Source organism: Mesorhizobium sp. M0292 (assembly GCF_040321695.1).
In the GTDB taxonomy this organism is placed as follows: domain Bacteria; phylum Pseudomonadota; class Alphaproteobacteria; order Rhizobiales; family Rhizobiaceae; genus Mesorhizobium.
In genome coordinates, this window is the sequence record NZ_JAMYSB010000029.1 from 1 (window position 1) to 13,554 (window position 13,554).

Genomic DNA, 13,554 nt, shown 5'->3' on the forward strand with positions numbered 1-13,554 from the left:
AACCCCCCCCCCCCCCCGGGCGCGCGCCCACCTTTTTATTAAAATTTTTGTCCAACCCCCCCCCCCCCCCCCGCCGGCCCCCCGCCCTCGACACCTCTCCCCCGATCGACGGGGGAGAGGAAAGGCGCGAGCCTATGCAAGGGCGCGAATTTATGCGGGCTGGCTCCCTTCCTCTCCCTCCGGAGGGGGGAGAGGTGGCGCCGCGAAGCGGCGACGGAGTGGGGGACGGCGCTCATGAAACCCGCAGTCGCCGCAAGATGGGCACCACCCAACGCGCGCGAACGCTGAGGCAAGGCGGCAATCAGGCGGAAGCATTGCTATGGCTTGAATTGAAGGCGCGCAAGCTTGGCGGCTATCGCTTCACCCGCCAGTTTTCCATCGGACCCTTTTTTACAGACTTCGCCTGCCGCGAAAAATGGCTTGTCGTGGAAATCGACGGCCATCAACACGCCGGCAGCTCCTATGACCGTCGCCGTGACGATTTCATGCGAGCGCAAGGCCATTCGATCCTGCGTCTCTGGAACCATGACGTCCTGAACCATCGCACTTCCGTCTGCGAAACCATCCTTGCCGCGCTTGATGGCAGGTTGGCCGAGAACGTCGCTGCGGCCGATCTCCGCTTTGTTTTCACGCCACGCCCATTCGATTCAATCTCTTAAAAAACGGACCTATCTCTCATGAAATCTCACGTTAAAGCGGTTGTCATTGGCGGCGGCGTCGTTGGCTGCTCGGTGCTCTACCATCTGGCCAAGGCCGGCTGGACCGACATCATGCTGATCGAGCGTTCCGAGCTCACCTCCGGCTCGTCCTGGCACGCAGCCGGCGGCTTCCACACGCTGAACGGCGATCCCAACGTCGCCAAGCTGCAGGCCTATACGGTGCAGCTCTACAAGGAGATCGAGGAAATCTCCGGCCAGTCCTGCTCGCTGCATCTGACCGGCGGCGTGATGATGGCCGATACGCCCGAGCGCATGGATTTTCTGCGCCTGGCCCACGCCAAGGGCCGCTATCTCGGCATGGACACCGAGCTGATCACGCCCTCCGAAGCCAAGGCGATGTTCCCGCTGATGGACGAGACCAATTTCGTCGGCGCCATGTGGGATCCGGTCGAAGGCCATCTCGATCCCTCCGGCACGACGATCGCCTACTCCAAAGCGGCCAAGAAGCTGGGCGCCGAGATCGTGCTGCGCAACCGCGTCGTCGAACTGACGCAGGAAGTTGACGGCACCTGGAACGTCGTCACCGAACAGGGCACCGTCCACGCCGAGCATGTCGTCAACTGCGGCGGCCTGTGGGCGCGCGAGATCGGCCGCATGGTCGGCGTCGAACTGCCGGTGCTGGCCATGGAGCACATGTACCTGCTCACCGAGCCGATGCCCGAGGTCGAAGAGTTCAACAAATCGACCGGCCGCGAGATGATCGGCGTGCTCGACTTCAAGGGCGAGATCTACACCCGACAAGAGCGCAACGGCATCCTGCTCGGCACCTATGAAAAGGCCTGCAAGCCATGGTCGCCGGTCAACACGCCGTGGGATTTCGGCCATGAACTGCTGCCGCCCGACCTCGACCGCATCGCGCCGTCGCTGGAGATCGGCTTCAAGCATTTCCCCGGCATCGAGAAAGCCGGCATCAAGCAGATCATCAACGGCCCCTTCACCTTCGCGCTCGACGGAAATCCGCTGGTCGGGCCGGTGCAGGGTCTGACCAATTTCTGGTGCGCCTGCGCCGTCATGGCCGGCTTCAGCCAGGGCGGCGGCGTCGGCCTCGCGCTGTCCAACTGGATGGTGCATGGCGATCCCGGCTTCGACGTCTGGGGCATGGATGTCGCCCGCTTCGGCGAGTGGGCCGGCCTGCGCTACACCAACGCAAAGGTGCGCGAAAACTATTCGCGCCGCTTCTCCATCCGCTTCCCCAATGAAGAGCTGCCGGCTGCGCGTCCGGCGCAGACGACGCCGCTCTACGATACCATGCTCGCCAACAACGCCGTCATGGGCGATAGCTGGGGCCTGGAGACCCCGCTGTGGTTCGCGCCGAGGGGCAAGGAGCCGAAGGACGTCGTCTCCTTCCACCGCTCAAACGATTTCGGTCCTATCGGCGAGGAAGTGCGCGCCACGCGCGAACGCGTCGGCGTCACCGAAATCGCCAACTTCGCCAAATACGAAGTGTCGGGACCTGCGGCTGAGGATTTCCTCAACCGGCTGATGACCAACCGCATGCCGACGATCGGCCGCATCGTGCTGACGCCAATGATCAACGAATTCGGCAAGCTGATCGGCGACTTCACCATCGCCAAGGCAGGCGAAGACAGATTTATGATCTGGGGCTCTTCCGCCGCGCAGAAATACCACATGCGCTGGTTCGAAAAGCACCTGCCGAAGGATGGTTCGGTGCGCATCCACCGCTTCGATCAGACGCTCGTCGGCCTGTCGATCGCCGGGCCGAAATCGCGCGACCTCTTGCAGAAGCTGGTCGATGTCGACATCTCGACGAAAGCTTTCCGCTTCATGGATTTCCGCGAAATGGCGGTCGGCGGCGCGCCCTGCATGGTCAACCGCATCACCTATACCGGCGATCTCGGCTATGAAATCTGGATGGCGCCGGCCTATGAGCGCCTGGTCTACAAGGCGATCAAGGACGCCGGCGAGGAGTTCGGCCTCGTCGATTTCGGCATGCGCGCTTTGCTCTCCATGCGCCTGGAGAAGAACTTCCCGACCTGGTACCGCGAACTGCGGCCGATCTACGGCCCGTTCGAAGGCGGGATGGACCGCTTCATCAAGCTGGAGAAGAACGACTTCATCGGCCGCGAGGCCGCCGCCAAGGAACAGGCGGAAGGGCCGAAACTGCGCCGTGTCTCCTTCATCGTCGATGCGGCCGACGCCGATGTCATGGGCGACGAGCCGATCTGGGCCAAGGTCGGCAAGGACTATGGCACGGTGGAAAAGCCGCATGGTTATGGCGCGCCGCGCTTCGACATGGCGGGCAAGGAAGTGCGTGGCTCGAAGGCTGCCAAAGGCGCTTCCGCCGTGCGCGGCATCGTCGACGGCGACTGGCGCGTGGTCGGCTGGGTCACCTCGGGCGGTTATGCGCACTTTGTACAGAAGTCGATGGCGCAGGGCTATGTGCCGGCGGCACTCGCCGAGGACGAAAGTGCCGGACTGTTCGAGATCGAGATCCTCGGCCACCGGCGTCCGGCGCGCATCAATGTCGAGGCGCCCTTCGACCCCAGCGGCGAGAAGATGCGGACCTGAAAAGGCGACAGGGAGCGTGAGATCGTGTAAGGGGCCTTCGGCAGTTGGCCGCAGGCATTTTCCCTCGATGAGAAGACGATCCCCTTGCAGTATCTAGAGAAATGGACGGACTGGCTCGGCGAAGGCAAGGTCGGTCCCTTCAACGCCGCACTGGTCTGCGTCGCGGTCTATTGCGTCGTCCAGATCGTGGTGATGGCGCTGCTGTCCCATGTCGTAGGAACCGGTGTCGGCGTCGACGATTCCGAACAGCTGATGTACATGCACTACCTCTGGGCTGGCTATGGCGGCTCGCAGCCGCCGCTCTACACCTGGCTTGCCCGCCTCGTCGCCGCCGTGGTCGGAACGAACATCCTGGCGCTCAAGATCGTGAAGTACCTGCTGATCGGAGCGGCGCTGGCGTCGGTTTTCATCGCTGTCCGCCGCCTGGGCTATTCCAGCCGCGCTGGCGCCGCCGCATTGTTCGGCCTGCTGTTGTTTCCGCAGATGGTGTGGGAGATGCAGCACGCCCTCACCCACTCGATCGCCGCTTTCTGTTTTTCAGTGGTGCTGTTTCTTGCGCTCGTTGAACTGGTGCAGCGGCGTTCGCTGGCCACCTATGTGCTGTTTGGCGTGGCGATGGCCGCCGCCATCCTGTCGAAATACAACAACGCGATCTTTCTCGGCGCGCTGATGCTGTCCACCCTGTCGCTGCGCGAAACGCGCGGCGTCATCCTCAACCGCCGGTTTTCGATCAGCCTTGTCGTGGCGGTGCTGCTTTGCCTGCCGACGCTCTACTGGAACCTGACCTACACCGACCAGTTGCTGTCGCACAGCGGCGGCTTCGGCATGGGCAGAGGAGAAAGCGCCATACAAACCGCATTCTACGGAATGCGCGGACTGGGCAAGGCTATCCTGTATTTCGCCGTGTTGCCGGCCGGCATATTCGTCGCGGCTTTGCTCATCGCATGGAAAAAGCCGGCGCCGGCTCTGCAACCGGCGCCATGGACCGAGAAACTGGTGTGGCGCACCATCGCTTTTGCCCTGGCGATGACCATCGTGCTCGTCCTGGCGAGCGGGACGACGCAATTTCGCGATCGCTGGATGCTTCCCATCCTTGTGTTGCTGCCGGTCGCGCTGGCCTTGCGGATGGATGCCAGAGGCGACAAGGGAAGGAAGGTGCAGGACGTCGTCGTCTTTGTCGGCGCAACGCTTGCCATCCTCGTGCTGCCGGTGACCTGGTACACGCACCTCAATGGCGGCGACAGCCGCGGCAGCATCGTGCGTGTCGACTACCAGTCGCTCTATGGCCAGCTGACGGCAAACGGTCCGGTTCGCACGGCGATATCGAGCTGGCACTGGGTGGGAAATCTGCGTCTTGTCGATCCCGATCTGGTCGTGCTCGACGACGAGATGCCGGACTTCGGCCATTTGCTGATCGAGCCGGCGGTGCTCGTGATGGCCAATGACAAGGAACCTCCTGAGGGCATCCTGCGGGCCTTGAGCGAGGCCGGCTATGTCGCTGACGGCTCGCCGCAGCAGTTGGTCGTCCCGATGCTGTTCGACAGCGAGCCGCCCACCCGCACGCTGACGGTCACGCGGCTGAAGAAAGCGGCCGCGGGCGCAGCGCCACAGTAAGTCGGCAGGGAGGCGTCGGGTGGAGAAACAAGGGTTCGGCCGTCACCGCAAGATCATGCCGTTCGAGCCGGGCTCCGTCGAAGCCTTGCGCGACGCCTCGCGCCAGAAAGCGGCGTCGCTGAACCAGCATGTGCTGGGCTATGGCGCGCTGGCTGAAACCGAATGGCAAGCGGCAGGCATCGCCGCGCCCGATCTTGCCGCTATGCGCCAATACCGGCTCGAGCGCATCCGAGCCGAACTGAGGCGCCGAAACTACGCCGGCGCGCTGCTCTACGACCCCGTCAACATCCGCTACGCCACCGATTCGACCAACATGCAGCTGTGGGTCGCGCACAATCCGACCCGCCACTGCTTCATCGCCACTGAGGGACCCGTGGTGCTGTTCGACTATTTCTCCTGCGAGCATCTGTCCGACCATTCCGGCGTCGTTGACGAGGTGCGGCCGGCAGTGTCGTGGATGTACCTCTATGGCGGTGAGCTGACCGAGCACAAAGTCCGCCGCTGGGCGGCCGGCATCGCCGATCTGGTCAAGGAGCATGGCGGCGGCAACAGCCGCATTGCGGTCGACCACATCAACCCGGAAGGCGTCGAGGAACTCGCCCGGCTCGGCATCTCGATTGGCAATGGCGAAGCGGTGATGGAAAATGCGCGGCTGATCAAATCGCCGGACGAGATCCTCGCCATCCGCCGCGCAATCGTCGCTTGCGAAGCGGCGATGGGTGAAATGGAGAAGGCGCTGACGCCGGGCATTTCCGAAAACGAATTGTGGGCCGAACTCCACCGCGGCAACATTGCGCGCGGCGGCGAATGGATCGAAACCCGGCTGCTTGCCTCGGGGCCGCGCACCAATCCGTGGTTCCAGGAATGCTCGTCGCGGGTGATCGAGGAAGGCGACCTCGTCGCCTTCGACACCGACCTGATCGGTCCCTACGGCTTCTGCGCCGATCTCTCGCGCACCTGGCTTTGCGGCGATGCGAGGCCATCGAACGAGCAGCGCGACCTGTTCCGCATCGCCGCCGACCAGATCGCCCACAACACGCAATTGATGCAGCCCGGCATGTCCTTTCGCGACCTGGTCGAACGCTCCGTGGTGCCGCCGGGAGATTGCTTCCCGGCGCGCTACGGCGTGCTCTATCACGGCGTCGGCCTCGCCGACGAGTATCCAACCCTGCCACATGCCAGCGACTGGACGCCGGACACGCCCGATGGCGTGCTGGAGCCGGGAATGGTGCTGTGCGTGGAAAGCTATATCGGCCGTCTCGGCGGCCATGAGGGCGTCAAGATCGAGGAACAGATCCTGATCACCGAGACCGGTAACGAGCAGCTTTCAACCTACCCGTTGGATGCGAGGCTGCTCGGCTGATCCGGCAAGCGCCTCGCGCAGAGCCTTGAGCGTCTTTTCCGGCGTCGTCCTGGCGGTGATGTAGGGCAGGCCTTTGCGCCTTGCCGTCCAGCCGACGACCTTCACGGCGTTTGCCGCAGGTTCGAAACGCTGCGCCAGCGCCCAGCTCTCACAGTCGATGGCAGCTATATCCGCCTTGCCCTCGGCGACCGCGACGATCGAGCCGCGATGGCCACCGCTTTCGCTGCGCGAGGAAAAGATATCCAGGCTTTCGCCGGCGGCCTGCAGATCGCGCGTCAGCGCGATGATGCCCGACATCGAATCGAGGCTGTTGTAGGTAAAACACTTGCCACGCATCAGATCGAGCGGCAGCAAGGCTTTGCCATCCGCGGGCGAGCGAACCTCCGGTCCCTCGCCCGTCCGCATCACCAGCGCGCTCGAATAGAGTTCGCCTTCGCCGCCCTCGTAAGCGTCGTAGCTCGGCTGGCCGACCACCTGCACATGCTTGCTCAGGCCGAGTTCCATCGGCCCCCAGCAGGTCTGCGCGAACAGCAGCGCCGGATGCAGCCAAAGCTGGTGATGGTCGAGTTCGTCCGGCGGCAGTGTCGCCGGATCGGGCGCGATCAGTCTGCCCTCGGCGTCGTGGATACCGCCCGGCACCGGCGGCAGGTCGCCATTGCGGCGCACGATTGTCTGCGGCCCATCGACGCCCTTGTGCCGAAAAGCATCGCGCAACGCTGCCCATTGCGCGTCGACCTCGCCGCGCACTTCGGGCCAGTCGTACATCGGCAATGCCGCAACCAAATCACTCATGCCGACACTCAATCATCATGGCTCGGGGAAGGATCGCAAAAACGCGGCGTCCAATCAGAATTGGCCGACACGGGTTCGGGAAGTCCGGGGATTATTCCTTCGGCGGCTCGGCCGGAACCGGCGCGCTGCCAAGCCCGCTGATGCTGCGCGCCCTGATGCGCGGCTTGAACGCCCTGCCCGGCTCGGGCTGGCGGCGCAGCACCGGGTGCACGATCGGCTCCTTGGCCTTGAAGGCGTAGGCTTTGATCAGTGCGAAATAGTTCGGATAGGCGTAGCCATTGTTCATCCGCAGCCACTCGTCGCGGCGGTCGGCAAACAGTTTTGGCAGCCTGTACCAGGCAACGGTCGGGGTCTTGTGGTGAACGAAGTGCAGATTGTTGTTGAGGAACAGGAACGACAGCGGCGAGCGCTCGATGATCACCGTGCGTCCTTCAGGGTGCTCGGACCACTGATGTTCGGCGAAAGTCCGGACCGCGATCAGCGACTGGCCGAGCCAGACCGGCACCAGAATGTAGAGCCATACCGGAATGCCGAAGCCGAACTGCACGATCGGCACCACGATGGCGAGGCCGATCGCATGCAGCAGCCATGCCTTGCCGATCACCTTGTCGCCGGCAATCACATGCCTGGCGTCGTCGACGAAGAAACCGATGCAGGACAGCCAGGGGCCGAGAAAGAAACGGCCGGCCATGGTGTTGTTGATCTTGAGCAGGAATTTCATCGTCGGCGGCAGATCGTCATGCATCCACAACGCCTGGTAATAGCTCTCGGGATCGTCGAGCGGATCGGTCAGGCGCTCGTCGGCGTGGTGGCGCAAATGGAGCGTCTTGAAGCGACGGAACGGCCAGACCAGGCCGATCGGCAGGAAGACGAAGGCTTCGTTGATGAGCGCGCTGCGCGTCGGATGGCCATGCAGCACTTCGTGCATGATCGACGACTGCAAGGCCAGGATGAAGCCGAGGAGAAGAAGTGCCGGGGTCGGATAAGAGGGCCAGAGCAGGAGCCCGGCAGCGAGCCACATTCCGTAACAGAAGAAAGCGAGGACCACGGTCGGCCACTCGATGGCCGCTGCGTCGCGTCGCTTGATGCGCTTGCCTGTCATGCTATCGACCACTGTCCCTCAGTCGCCGGAATTGTTCCTGACAGCATAGTGTCAGGAGAAGCGATTCCGCTCAACGAGACAAAGTGTACAAAATGTTGCGATTGCGCATTTTTGACCGCAGATGTTATGCATTGTAAACAACCCTACGGATTCATTTACGCTGGAAGTGCTGATTCGACGGCTCGGGCGCAAATTTTTCCTAAGAGAGTGCGGAGAACGAACAGTGGACAAACGGGACCTTTCGGCAATCTTCCGGGAGCGCCTGAAGCTGCTCCTGACACGGTCCGATCTCAACCAGTCGGCTTTCGCGTCAGCAGTCGGCATCGACCGGTCGGCGCTGTCGCAACTGATGTCCGGCGCCTCGACGCGCCTGCCACGTGCCGAAACGCTGCTCAACATCGCCGCCGAATTCAAGATCTCGCTGGACTGGCTGCTCGGCCTCTCCCAGGATGAAGGCGTCACCGGCGAAATCCGCGAAAGCCTGGAGATCGAAGAGGCGCCCGACGGCTTCGACCGCACGCTGCTCGCCAAATGGTTCGCCGAGGCCGCAGGCACCAAGATCCGCTATGTGCCGGCCGGCATTCCCGATCTCCTGCGCACACGCCAGCTGGTCGACTACGAAGCCAACATCACCAACCGCAGCCGTCTGGCGCAGGCCAGCGAGACGCAGTACCGCATCGAGTACAACCGGCGCCCTGAGACCGACATGGAGGTCTGCATGCCGCGCCATACGCTTGAGATCTTTGCCCGCGGCCTGGGCGTCTGGGACCGCTTTCCCGAGGCTGACCGCCGGCAGCAGCTTGCCCATATGGCGACGCTGCTTGACGATCTCTACCCCACCTTCCGCCTGTTCCTCTATGACGGCCGCATGCGCTATTCCATCCCGCTGACCATCTTCGGCCCTTATCGCGCCGCCATCTATGTCGGCGACATGTATGTCGTGCTGAACGCCACCCAGCCGGTCCAAGCGCTGACCCAGCATTTCGACAATCTGATCCGGGCCGCCGACATCAACCCGCATGAGGCCGCCGCCTACGCGCGCAATCTGGCCGGCGCGTCATTTCCATCGGGTTCTGCCTGATCGCCAACGCCCCGGAAAGGTGCGCCGCGCGGCATTGCAGGTTGCAAACACATTGACTGGACATAAAGACTTCTTTATATCCTTATTCCATTCAAATATCTGAAAGTCGATCCGATGACCGCGAACAATCCCATCGATGCTCTGCTGGCCGAAAAGGGCGTGCTGCTCGCCGATGGCGCCACCGGCACCAATTTGTTCGCCATGGGTCTGGAGGCCGGCGAAGCGCCGGAGTTGCTGAACGAGACAGCGCCCGATACCATCACCAGCCTGCACCAGAATTTCGTCGACGCTGGCGCCGATATCATTCTCACCAACTCGTTCGGCGGCACGCGCCACCGGCTGAAGCTGCACCATGCGCAGGACCGCGTGCATGCGCTGAACAAGCGCGCCGCAGAGATTGCCCGGGCGGTCGCCGACAAGGCCGGCAGGAAAGTCATCGTCGCCGGCTCGGTCGGGCCGACCGGCGAGTTGCTGGTGCCGCTCGGCGCCATGACCTATGACGAGGCGGTCGAGGCCTTCGCCGAACAGATCGAAGGCTTGAAGGAAGGCGGCGCCGAAGTCGCCTGGATCGAGACCATGTCGGCGCCGGACGAGATCCGCGCCGCGGCGCAAGCCGCTATCCGCGTCGGCCTGCCCTACACCTATACCGGCTCCTTCGACACTGCCGGCCGCACCATGATGGGCCTGCTGCCCAGGGATATCCACGGCGTCGCCGACGGACTTTCAGAGACGCCGCTCGGTGTCGGCGCCAATTGCGGTGTCGGCGCCTCCGACATCCTGGCCTCGCTGCTCGACATGACCGAGGCGAAGCCGGAAGCGACGGTGATCGTCAAGGGCAATTGCGGCATTCCCGAATTTCGTGGCACCGAGATCCATTATTCCGGCACGCCGGAGCTGATGGCCGACTATGTCCGGCTGGCGGTGGATGGCGGCGCGAAGATCATCGGCGGCTGCTGCGGCACCTCGTTCCAGCACCTTGCCGCCATGCGCAAGGCGCTCGACGCGCACACCAAATCCGAACGCCCGACCGTCGCGGGGATCATCGAGCGCATCGGTCCGATGCGCAACAAGGTGGCGACGGAAAACACCGCCGAGACCAGCGAAGCCCGCCGCGAACGCCGCCGCAGCCGGGCCTGATATCGAACTTATTCGCTGTTTTCAGCGTAACGCGATAGCGCCGTCGTGAAATCCAGGGCGGTGCTGTCGGCGCTTTCATTCATCGTCACCAGGTCACCCGACGACTGCGGATTGCCGATCTGCTCCAGCATGACGCGAAAGCGGTCATTGGTCAGCGCCGACTTTGCGGTATTCCGGGCTGCGTCGACGTCATCCATGATGCGCCTGGATTCTGGCGACAGCGTTCCCGACGCCTGCGTGTGTCTCACCGCCGGCGTCGTGTTTCCAATGTTCATGATCTGCAATTCCCGGCTCCCCAAGCCCAGTCCCGACCCCATGCAATAATAGCAGGGCATTGCGATGACGTTCCGGAAAAGCCGCGCAATTTAACGATCAGGCGGATCATCTGTGCGCTTCGGATCAATCGATCCGAAAAAAGGCCGGCAGGGTTTCCCCCGCCGGCCTGCCTCACCCGCCCGTAGCCGGTTCCCCGTATCAGAACGACCCCCGTCTGAAAGGAACCGGCTGTATTGCCACTACCGGTTACCGCCGAGCGCCGAGGCAAGGCGCACAAGCGAAAGGAACTCGGACCTGTACCCAAACGGGTCGGCTCCTCGGGCGGCGGTGGCAATCTCCATGATCTTGTCGTAGCCGAACTTCGCGGTCGCATCCTCGTCGCGCAGCTTCTGGCCGAAGGCGGCGACAGCGATGGAGAAACGCTGGTCGGTGCTGGCCTGGTCGAAGGACGCGACCTCGTTGGCCGACGTCACCGGCGTGGTGATCAGCTTCGAGACGTCTTCGTTCGGCAGCTTGTAGCGGATTTTCACGAAGGCATATTCGTCGGCATTGGCGACACCGCCATTGTTGACCGTCGCCTGGCCGTAGCGCAGCGGATCCATCTGCTCGCCGCCACTGCCCTTCGGCGTGATCTCGTAGATGGCGGTCACCGAATGACCGGAGCCGATATCGCCGGCATCGACGCGATCATTGTTGAAGTCCTCGCGGTTCAAGGCGCGGGTTTCATAGCCGATCAGCCGGTACTCCGAGACCTTGTCCGGATTGAACTCGACCTGGACCTTGACGTCCTTGGCGATGGTGAACAGCGTCGAGGAAGCATCCTCGACCAGAACCTTCTCGGCCTCGGCCAGCGTGTCGATATAGGCGGCGGTGCCGTTGCCGTTCTGGGCGATGGTCTGCATCATCTGGTCGTTCAGATTGCCGCGTCCAAAGCCGAACACCGACAGGAAGACGCCGGTCTTGCGCTCCTGCTCGATCAGTCGCTTCAGATCGTCGTCATCGGTCTGGCCGACATTGAAGTCGCCGTCCGTGGCCAGCATCACACGGTTGATGCCGTCCTTGACGAAGGACTGCTGGGCAAGCTTGTAGGCTTCCTTGATACCCGCCTCGCCGGCCGTCGAGCCGCCCGGCTGCAGATTGTCGATAGCGTTGAGGATCTTGTCCTTCTCGGTGACCTTGGTCGGCATCAGCACGGTGCCGGCATCACCGGCATAGGTGACGATCGAGATGGTGTCGTCCGCCTTGAGCTTGCTGACCAGCAGCCGGAAAGCCGACTTGAGCAGCGGCAGCTTGTCCGGCTCATCCATCGAACCCGAGACGTCGATCAGGAACACCAGATTGGCCTTCGGCTGCTCGACCGGCTTGATGTCGAAGCCCTTGATGGCGACGTGCATCAGCTTGGTGTGCCCGTTCCACGGCGTCGGCATGACGCTTACGGTCGAGTTGAACGGCGTCGAAGCCGAGTCCGGACCCTTCCAGTCATAGGGGAAGTAATTGACCATCTCCTCGACGCGCACCGTGTCGGCCTGCGGCAGGTAGCCCTGCTTCAGCGAGCCGCGGACGAAGGAATAGGAAGCGGTGTCGACGTCGATCGAGAAGGTCGAGACCGGATCCTGAAGGGCTGCATGCACCGGATTGGTCTTGAAATCCTCGACGCGGTCGCGGTTTGGCTCCTGCGGCGCTATCTGGTCGGCCGGCATCGTCGAAGGCTGCGCCAGGTACTTGGACTCGGTCGCGCCGGCCATGCGGTCGACCCGCGCGCCGCCGGCCGGAGCAGCGGTGCCGTCAAGCGAAAACTCGCGGCTCTCAACTGGCGCAGGCTCGGCCAACACGCCGCGCCCCAGCGCATCCTGCTGCGCAGGGGCGACAGCAACGGTCGATTCGGGCTTCGGCGGCGCGGGCGGCGTAAGCGTCGTAGTGGTGTCGCGGCTTCGCACATCGGCGTCGGCCTTCTTGTCGCCTTCAGGCGCCTGCTTTTCTTTTACCGGCGCGTTGATCGCCGGCCCATTGGTTGCCGGCTTGTCGGCCAGCGTCTCAGTGATCTTCTCGTCGCTACCGAACGGCAACGGCTGTTCCCTCAGGATGTGGAAGGTGGCGTATCCGGCGATCGGCAGGGCGACGAGCCCGGCAATGGCTGGCGTGGCGATGAGTTTCTTTTGCATGATCTCGCTCCAGAGCTTTTGTGCTCGCTCTGTGAGACGAAGCCCGCCGACCGATCCTTGGGTGACGGCAGAAATATTTTCCTGATCATAGGCGCGCATGGCGGCTTCGAAGGCGCGTGTCTTCGCGCTCTCGCCCGGCGCCGGTACTGCTGCGTCGCGCAGCCTGTTGAGTTCGTTGTCGTCGACCATGGTCACACTTCCCCGGCTGAACGCATCAACGTCTTCAGCCGTTTCTTCGCTTCATGGATGTGCCAGGAAACCGTCGTCTCCGAGATTGCCATCGCCTCGGCGGCGGCCGCATGGCTCAAACCTTCGCCATAGACCAGAAGTACTGCATCGCGCTGCTTGTCCGGCAATTGCCGCACCGCTGCCCAGAGCGCCTCAGTCGGATCTTCGGGCTCGGCGGATGCCTCTCCCGATATCATGCTGTAGGCGCCGAAAGCCTCGGTCTTGACGTTTTCGCGCGTCGTCTTGCGCATCATGTCGCGCGCCGCGTTCAGCGTCACGGAATAGAGCCATGTCGTAAACGCGCCGCCGCCGCGGTAGTCGCGGATCGCCTTGCCGAGACGGACACAGACCTCCTGGGCGATGTCTTCGGCATCGGCCTTCTTTCCGCACCAGCGATAGGCGGCGCGATAGACGAAGTCGTAGTGCCGCTCCAGCAATTTGCCGAAGGCACCCCTGTCTCCGCCCTTCGCCCGCCCGATCAATTCGGCGTCGGAGGCTTCGCTTTCATCCAGCATCATCGCCATCATTTGCCTGTTGGACGAAGGCTAATG

The 13,554-nt window shown here is 63.1% G+C and carries 11 protein-coding genes; 6 read left to right on the forward strand and 5 right to left on the reverse strand.

Going from position 1 to position 13,554, the window contains the following annotated elements:
- Positions 1–194 precede the first annotated feature (194 nt).
- From NKI96_RS28605 to NKI96_RS28620, 4 genes are all read left to right on the forward strand, one after another.
- Positions 195–659: an endonuclease domain-containing protein gene (locus NKI96_RS28605; protein WP_352807322.1), complete on the forward strand. Its 465-nt coding sequence runs from the start codon at positions 195–197 to the stop codon at positions 657–659.
- An 18-nt stretch (positions 660–677) separates the two neighbouring features.
- The gene (locus tag NKI96_RS28610) at positions 678–3,248 is read left to right on the forward strand and encodes a GcvT family protein (RefSeq protein ID WP_352807325.1); all 2,571 of its coding nucleotides are present in this window, start codon (positions 678–680) and stop codon (positions 3,246–3,248) included.
- Between the two features lie 84 nt (positions 3,249–3,332).
- The gene (locus tag NKI96_RS28615) at positions 3,333–4,862 is read left to right on the forward strand and encodes an ArnT family glycosyltransferase (protein ID WP_023670415.1); all 1,530 of its coding nucleotides are present in this window, start codon (positions 3,333–3,335) and stop codon (positions 4,860–4,862) included.
- Between the two features lie 55 nt (positions 4,863–4,917).
- Positions 4,918–6,225 (forward strand): M24 family metallopeptidase, encoded by a 1,308-nt coding sequence (locus tag NKI96_RS28620; protein ID WP_352807369.1) that lies wholly within the window; start codon positions 4,918–4,920, stop codon positions 6,223–6,225.
- On the opposite strand, the gene NKI96_RS28625 is transcribed toward NKI96_RS28620, so the two are convergent.
- Positions 6,190–7,017, reverse strand: a complete 828-nt coding sequence (locus NKI96_RS28625; RefSeq protein WP_023681766.1) for a phosphate/phosphite/phosphonate ABC transporter substrate-binding protein — start codon at positions 7,015–7,017, stop codon at positions 6,190–6,192. The genes NKI96_RS28620 and NKI96_RS28625 overlap by 36 nt on opposite strands.
- Positions 7,018–7,108: 91 nt before the next feature.
- Positions 7,109–8,119 carry a fatty acid desaturase gene (locus NKI96_RS28630; protein WP_031197693.1) on the reverse strand — a complete coding sequence of 337 codons (1,011 nt, stop codon included), beginning with the start codon at positions 8,117–8,119 and terminating at the stop codon, positions 7,109–7,111.
- A 223-nt stretch (positions 8,120–8,342) separates the two neighbouring features.
- Here NKI96_RS28630 and NKI96_RS28635 point away from each other — a divergent pair, with 223 nt between their 5' ends.
- Both NKI96_RS28635 and bmt read left to right on the forward strand, forming a co-directional pair.
- Positions 8,343–9,200: a helix-turn-helix domain-containing protein gene (locus NKI96_RS28635; RefSeq protein ID WP_023681768.1), complete on the forward strand. Its 858-nt coding sequence runs from the start codon at positions 8,343–8,345 to the stop codon at positions 9,198–9,200.
- A 114-nt stretch (positions 9,201–9,314) separates the two neighbouring features.
- A complete protein-coding gene (bmt, locus tag NKI96_RS28640; protein ID WP_023681769.1) occupies positions 9,315–10,337 on the forward strand; it encodes a betaine--homocysteine S-methyltransferase in 1,023 nt (340 codons plus the stop codon).
- A gap of 8 nt (positions 10,338–10,345) precedes the next feature.
- Here the strand turns inward: bmt and NKI96_RS28645 are convergent, their stop codons facing one another.
- The 3 genes from NKI96_RS28645 to NKI96_RS28655 all read right to left on the reverse strand — a co-directional run bounded on the left by NKI96_RS28645 (position 10,346) and on the right by NKI96_RS28655 (position 13,527).
- Positions 10,346–10,612 carry a hypothetical protein gene (locus NKI96_RS28645; RefSeq protein ID WP_023724232.1) on the reverse strand — a complete coding sequence of 89 codons (267 nt, stop codon included), beginning with the start codon at positions 10,610–10,612 and terminating at the stop codon, positions 10,346–10,348.
- A gap of 240 nt (positions 10,613–10,852) precedes the next feature.
- A complete protein-coding gene (locus tag NKI96_RS28650) occupies positions 10,853–12,964 on the reverse strand; it encodes a vWA domain-containing protein (protein ID WP_352807327.1) in 2,112 nt (703 codons plus the stop codon).
- Between the two features lie 2 nt (positions 12,965–12,966).
- A complete protein-coding gene (locus NKI96_RS28655) occupies positions 12,967–13,527 on the reverse strand; it encodes an RNA polymerase sigma factor (protein ID WP_023696454.1) in 561 nt (186 codons plus the stop codon).
- Positions 13,528–13,554: the final 27 nt, after the last annotated feature.

Excerpts from the sequence above, each read along its gene's own strand:
- NKI96_RS28650 (WP_352807327.1), bottom strand. The coding sequence starts at position 12,964 with ATGGTCGACGACAACGAACTCAACAGGCTGCGCGACGCAGCAGTACCG.
- bmt (WP_023681769.1), top strand. The coding sequence starts at position 9,315 with ATGACCGCGAACAATCCCATCGATGCTCTGCTGGCCGAAAAGGGCGTG.
- NKI96_RS28625 (WP_023681766.1), bottom strand. The coding sequence starts at position 7,017 with ATGAGTGATTTGGTTGCGGCATTGCCGATGTACGACTGGCCCGAAGTG.
- NKI96_RS28620 (WP_352807369.1), top strand. The coding sequence starts at position 4,918 with ATGCCGTTCGAGCCGGGCTCCGTCGAAGCCTTGCGCGACGCCTCGCGC.
- NKI96_RS28610 (WP_352807325.1), top strand. The coding sequence starts at position 678 with ATGAAATCTCACGTTAAAGCGGTTGTCATTGGCGGCGGCGTCGTTGGC.
- NKI96_RS28645 (WP_023724232.1), bottom strand. The coding sequence starts at position 10,612 with ATGAACATTGGAAACACGACGCCGGCGGTGAGACACACGCAGGCGTCG.
- NKI96_RS28655 (WP_023696454.1), bottom strand. The coding sequence starts at position 13,527 with ATGGCGATGATGCTGGATGAAAGCGAAGCCTCCGACGCCGAATTGATC.
- NKI96_RS28630 (WP_031197693.1), bottom strand. The coding sequence starts at position 8,119 with ATGACAGGCAAGCGCATCAAGCGACGCGACGCAGCGGCCATCGAGTGG.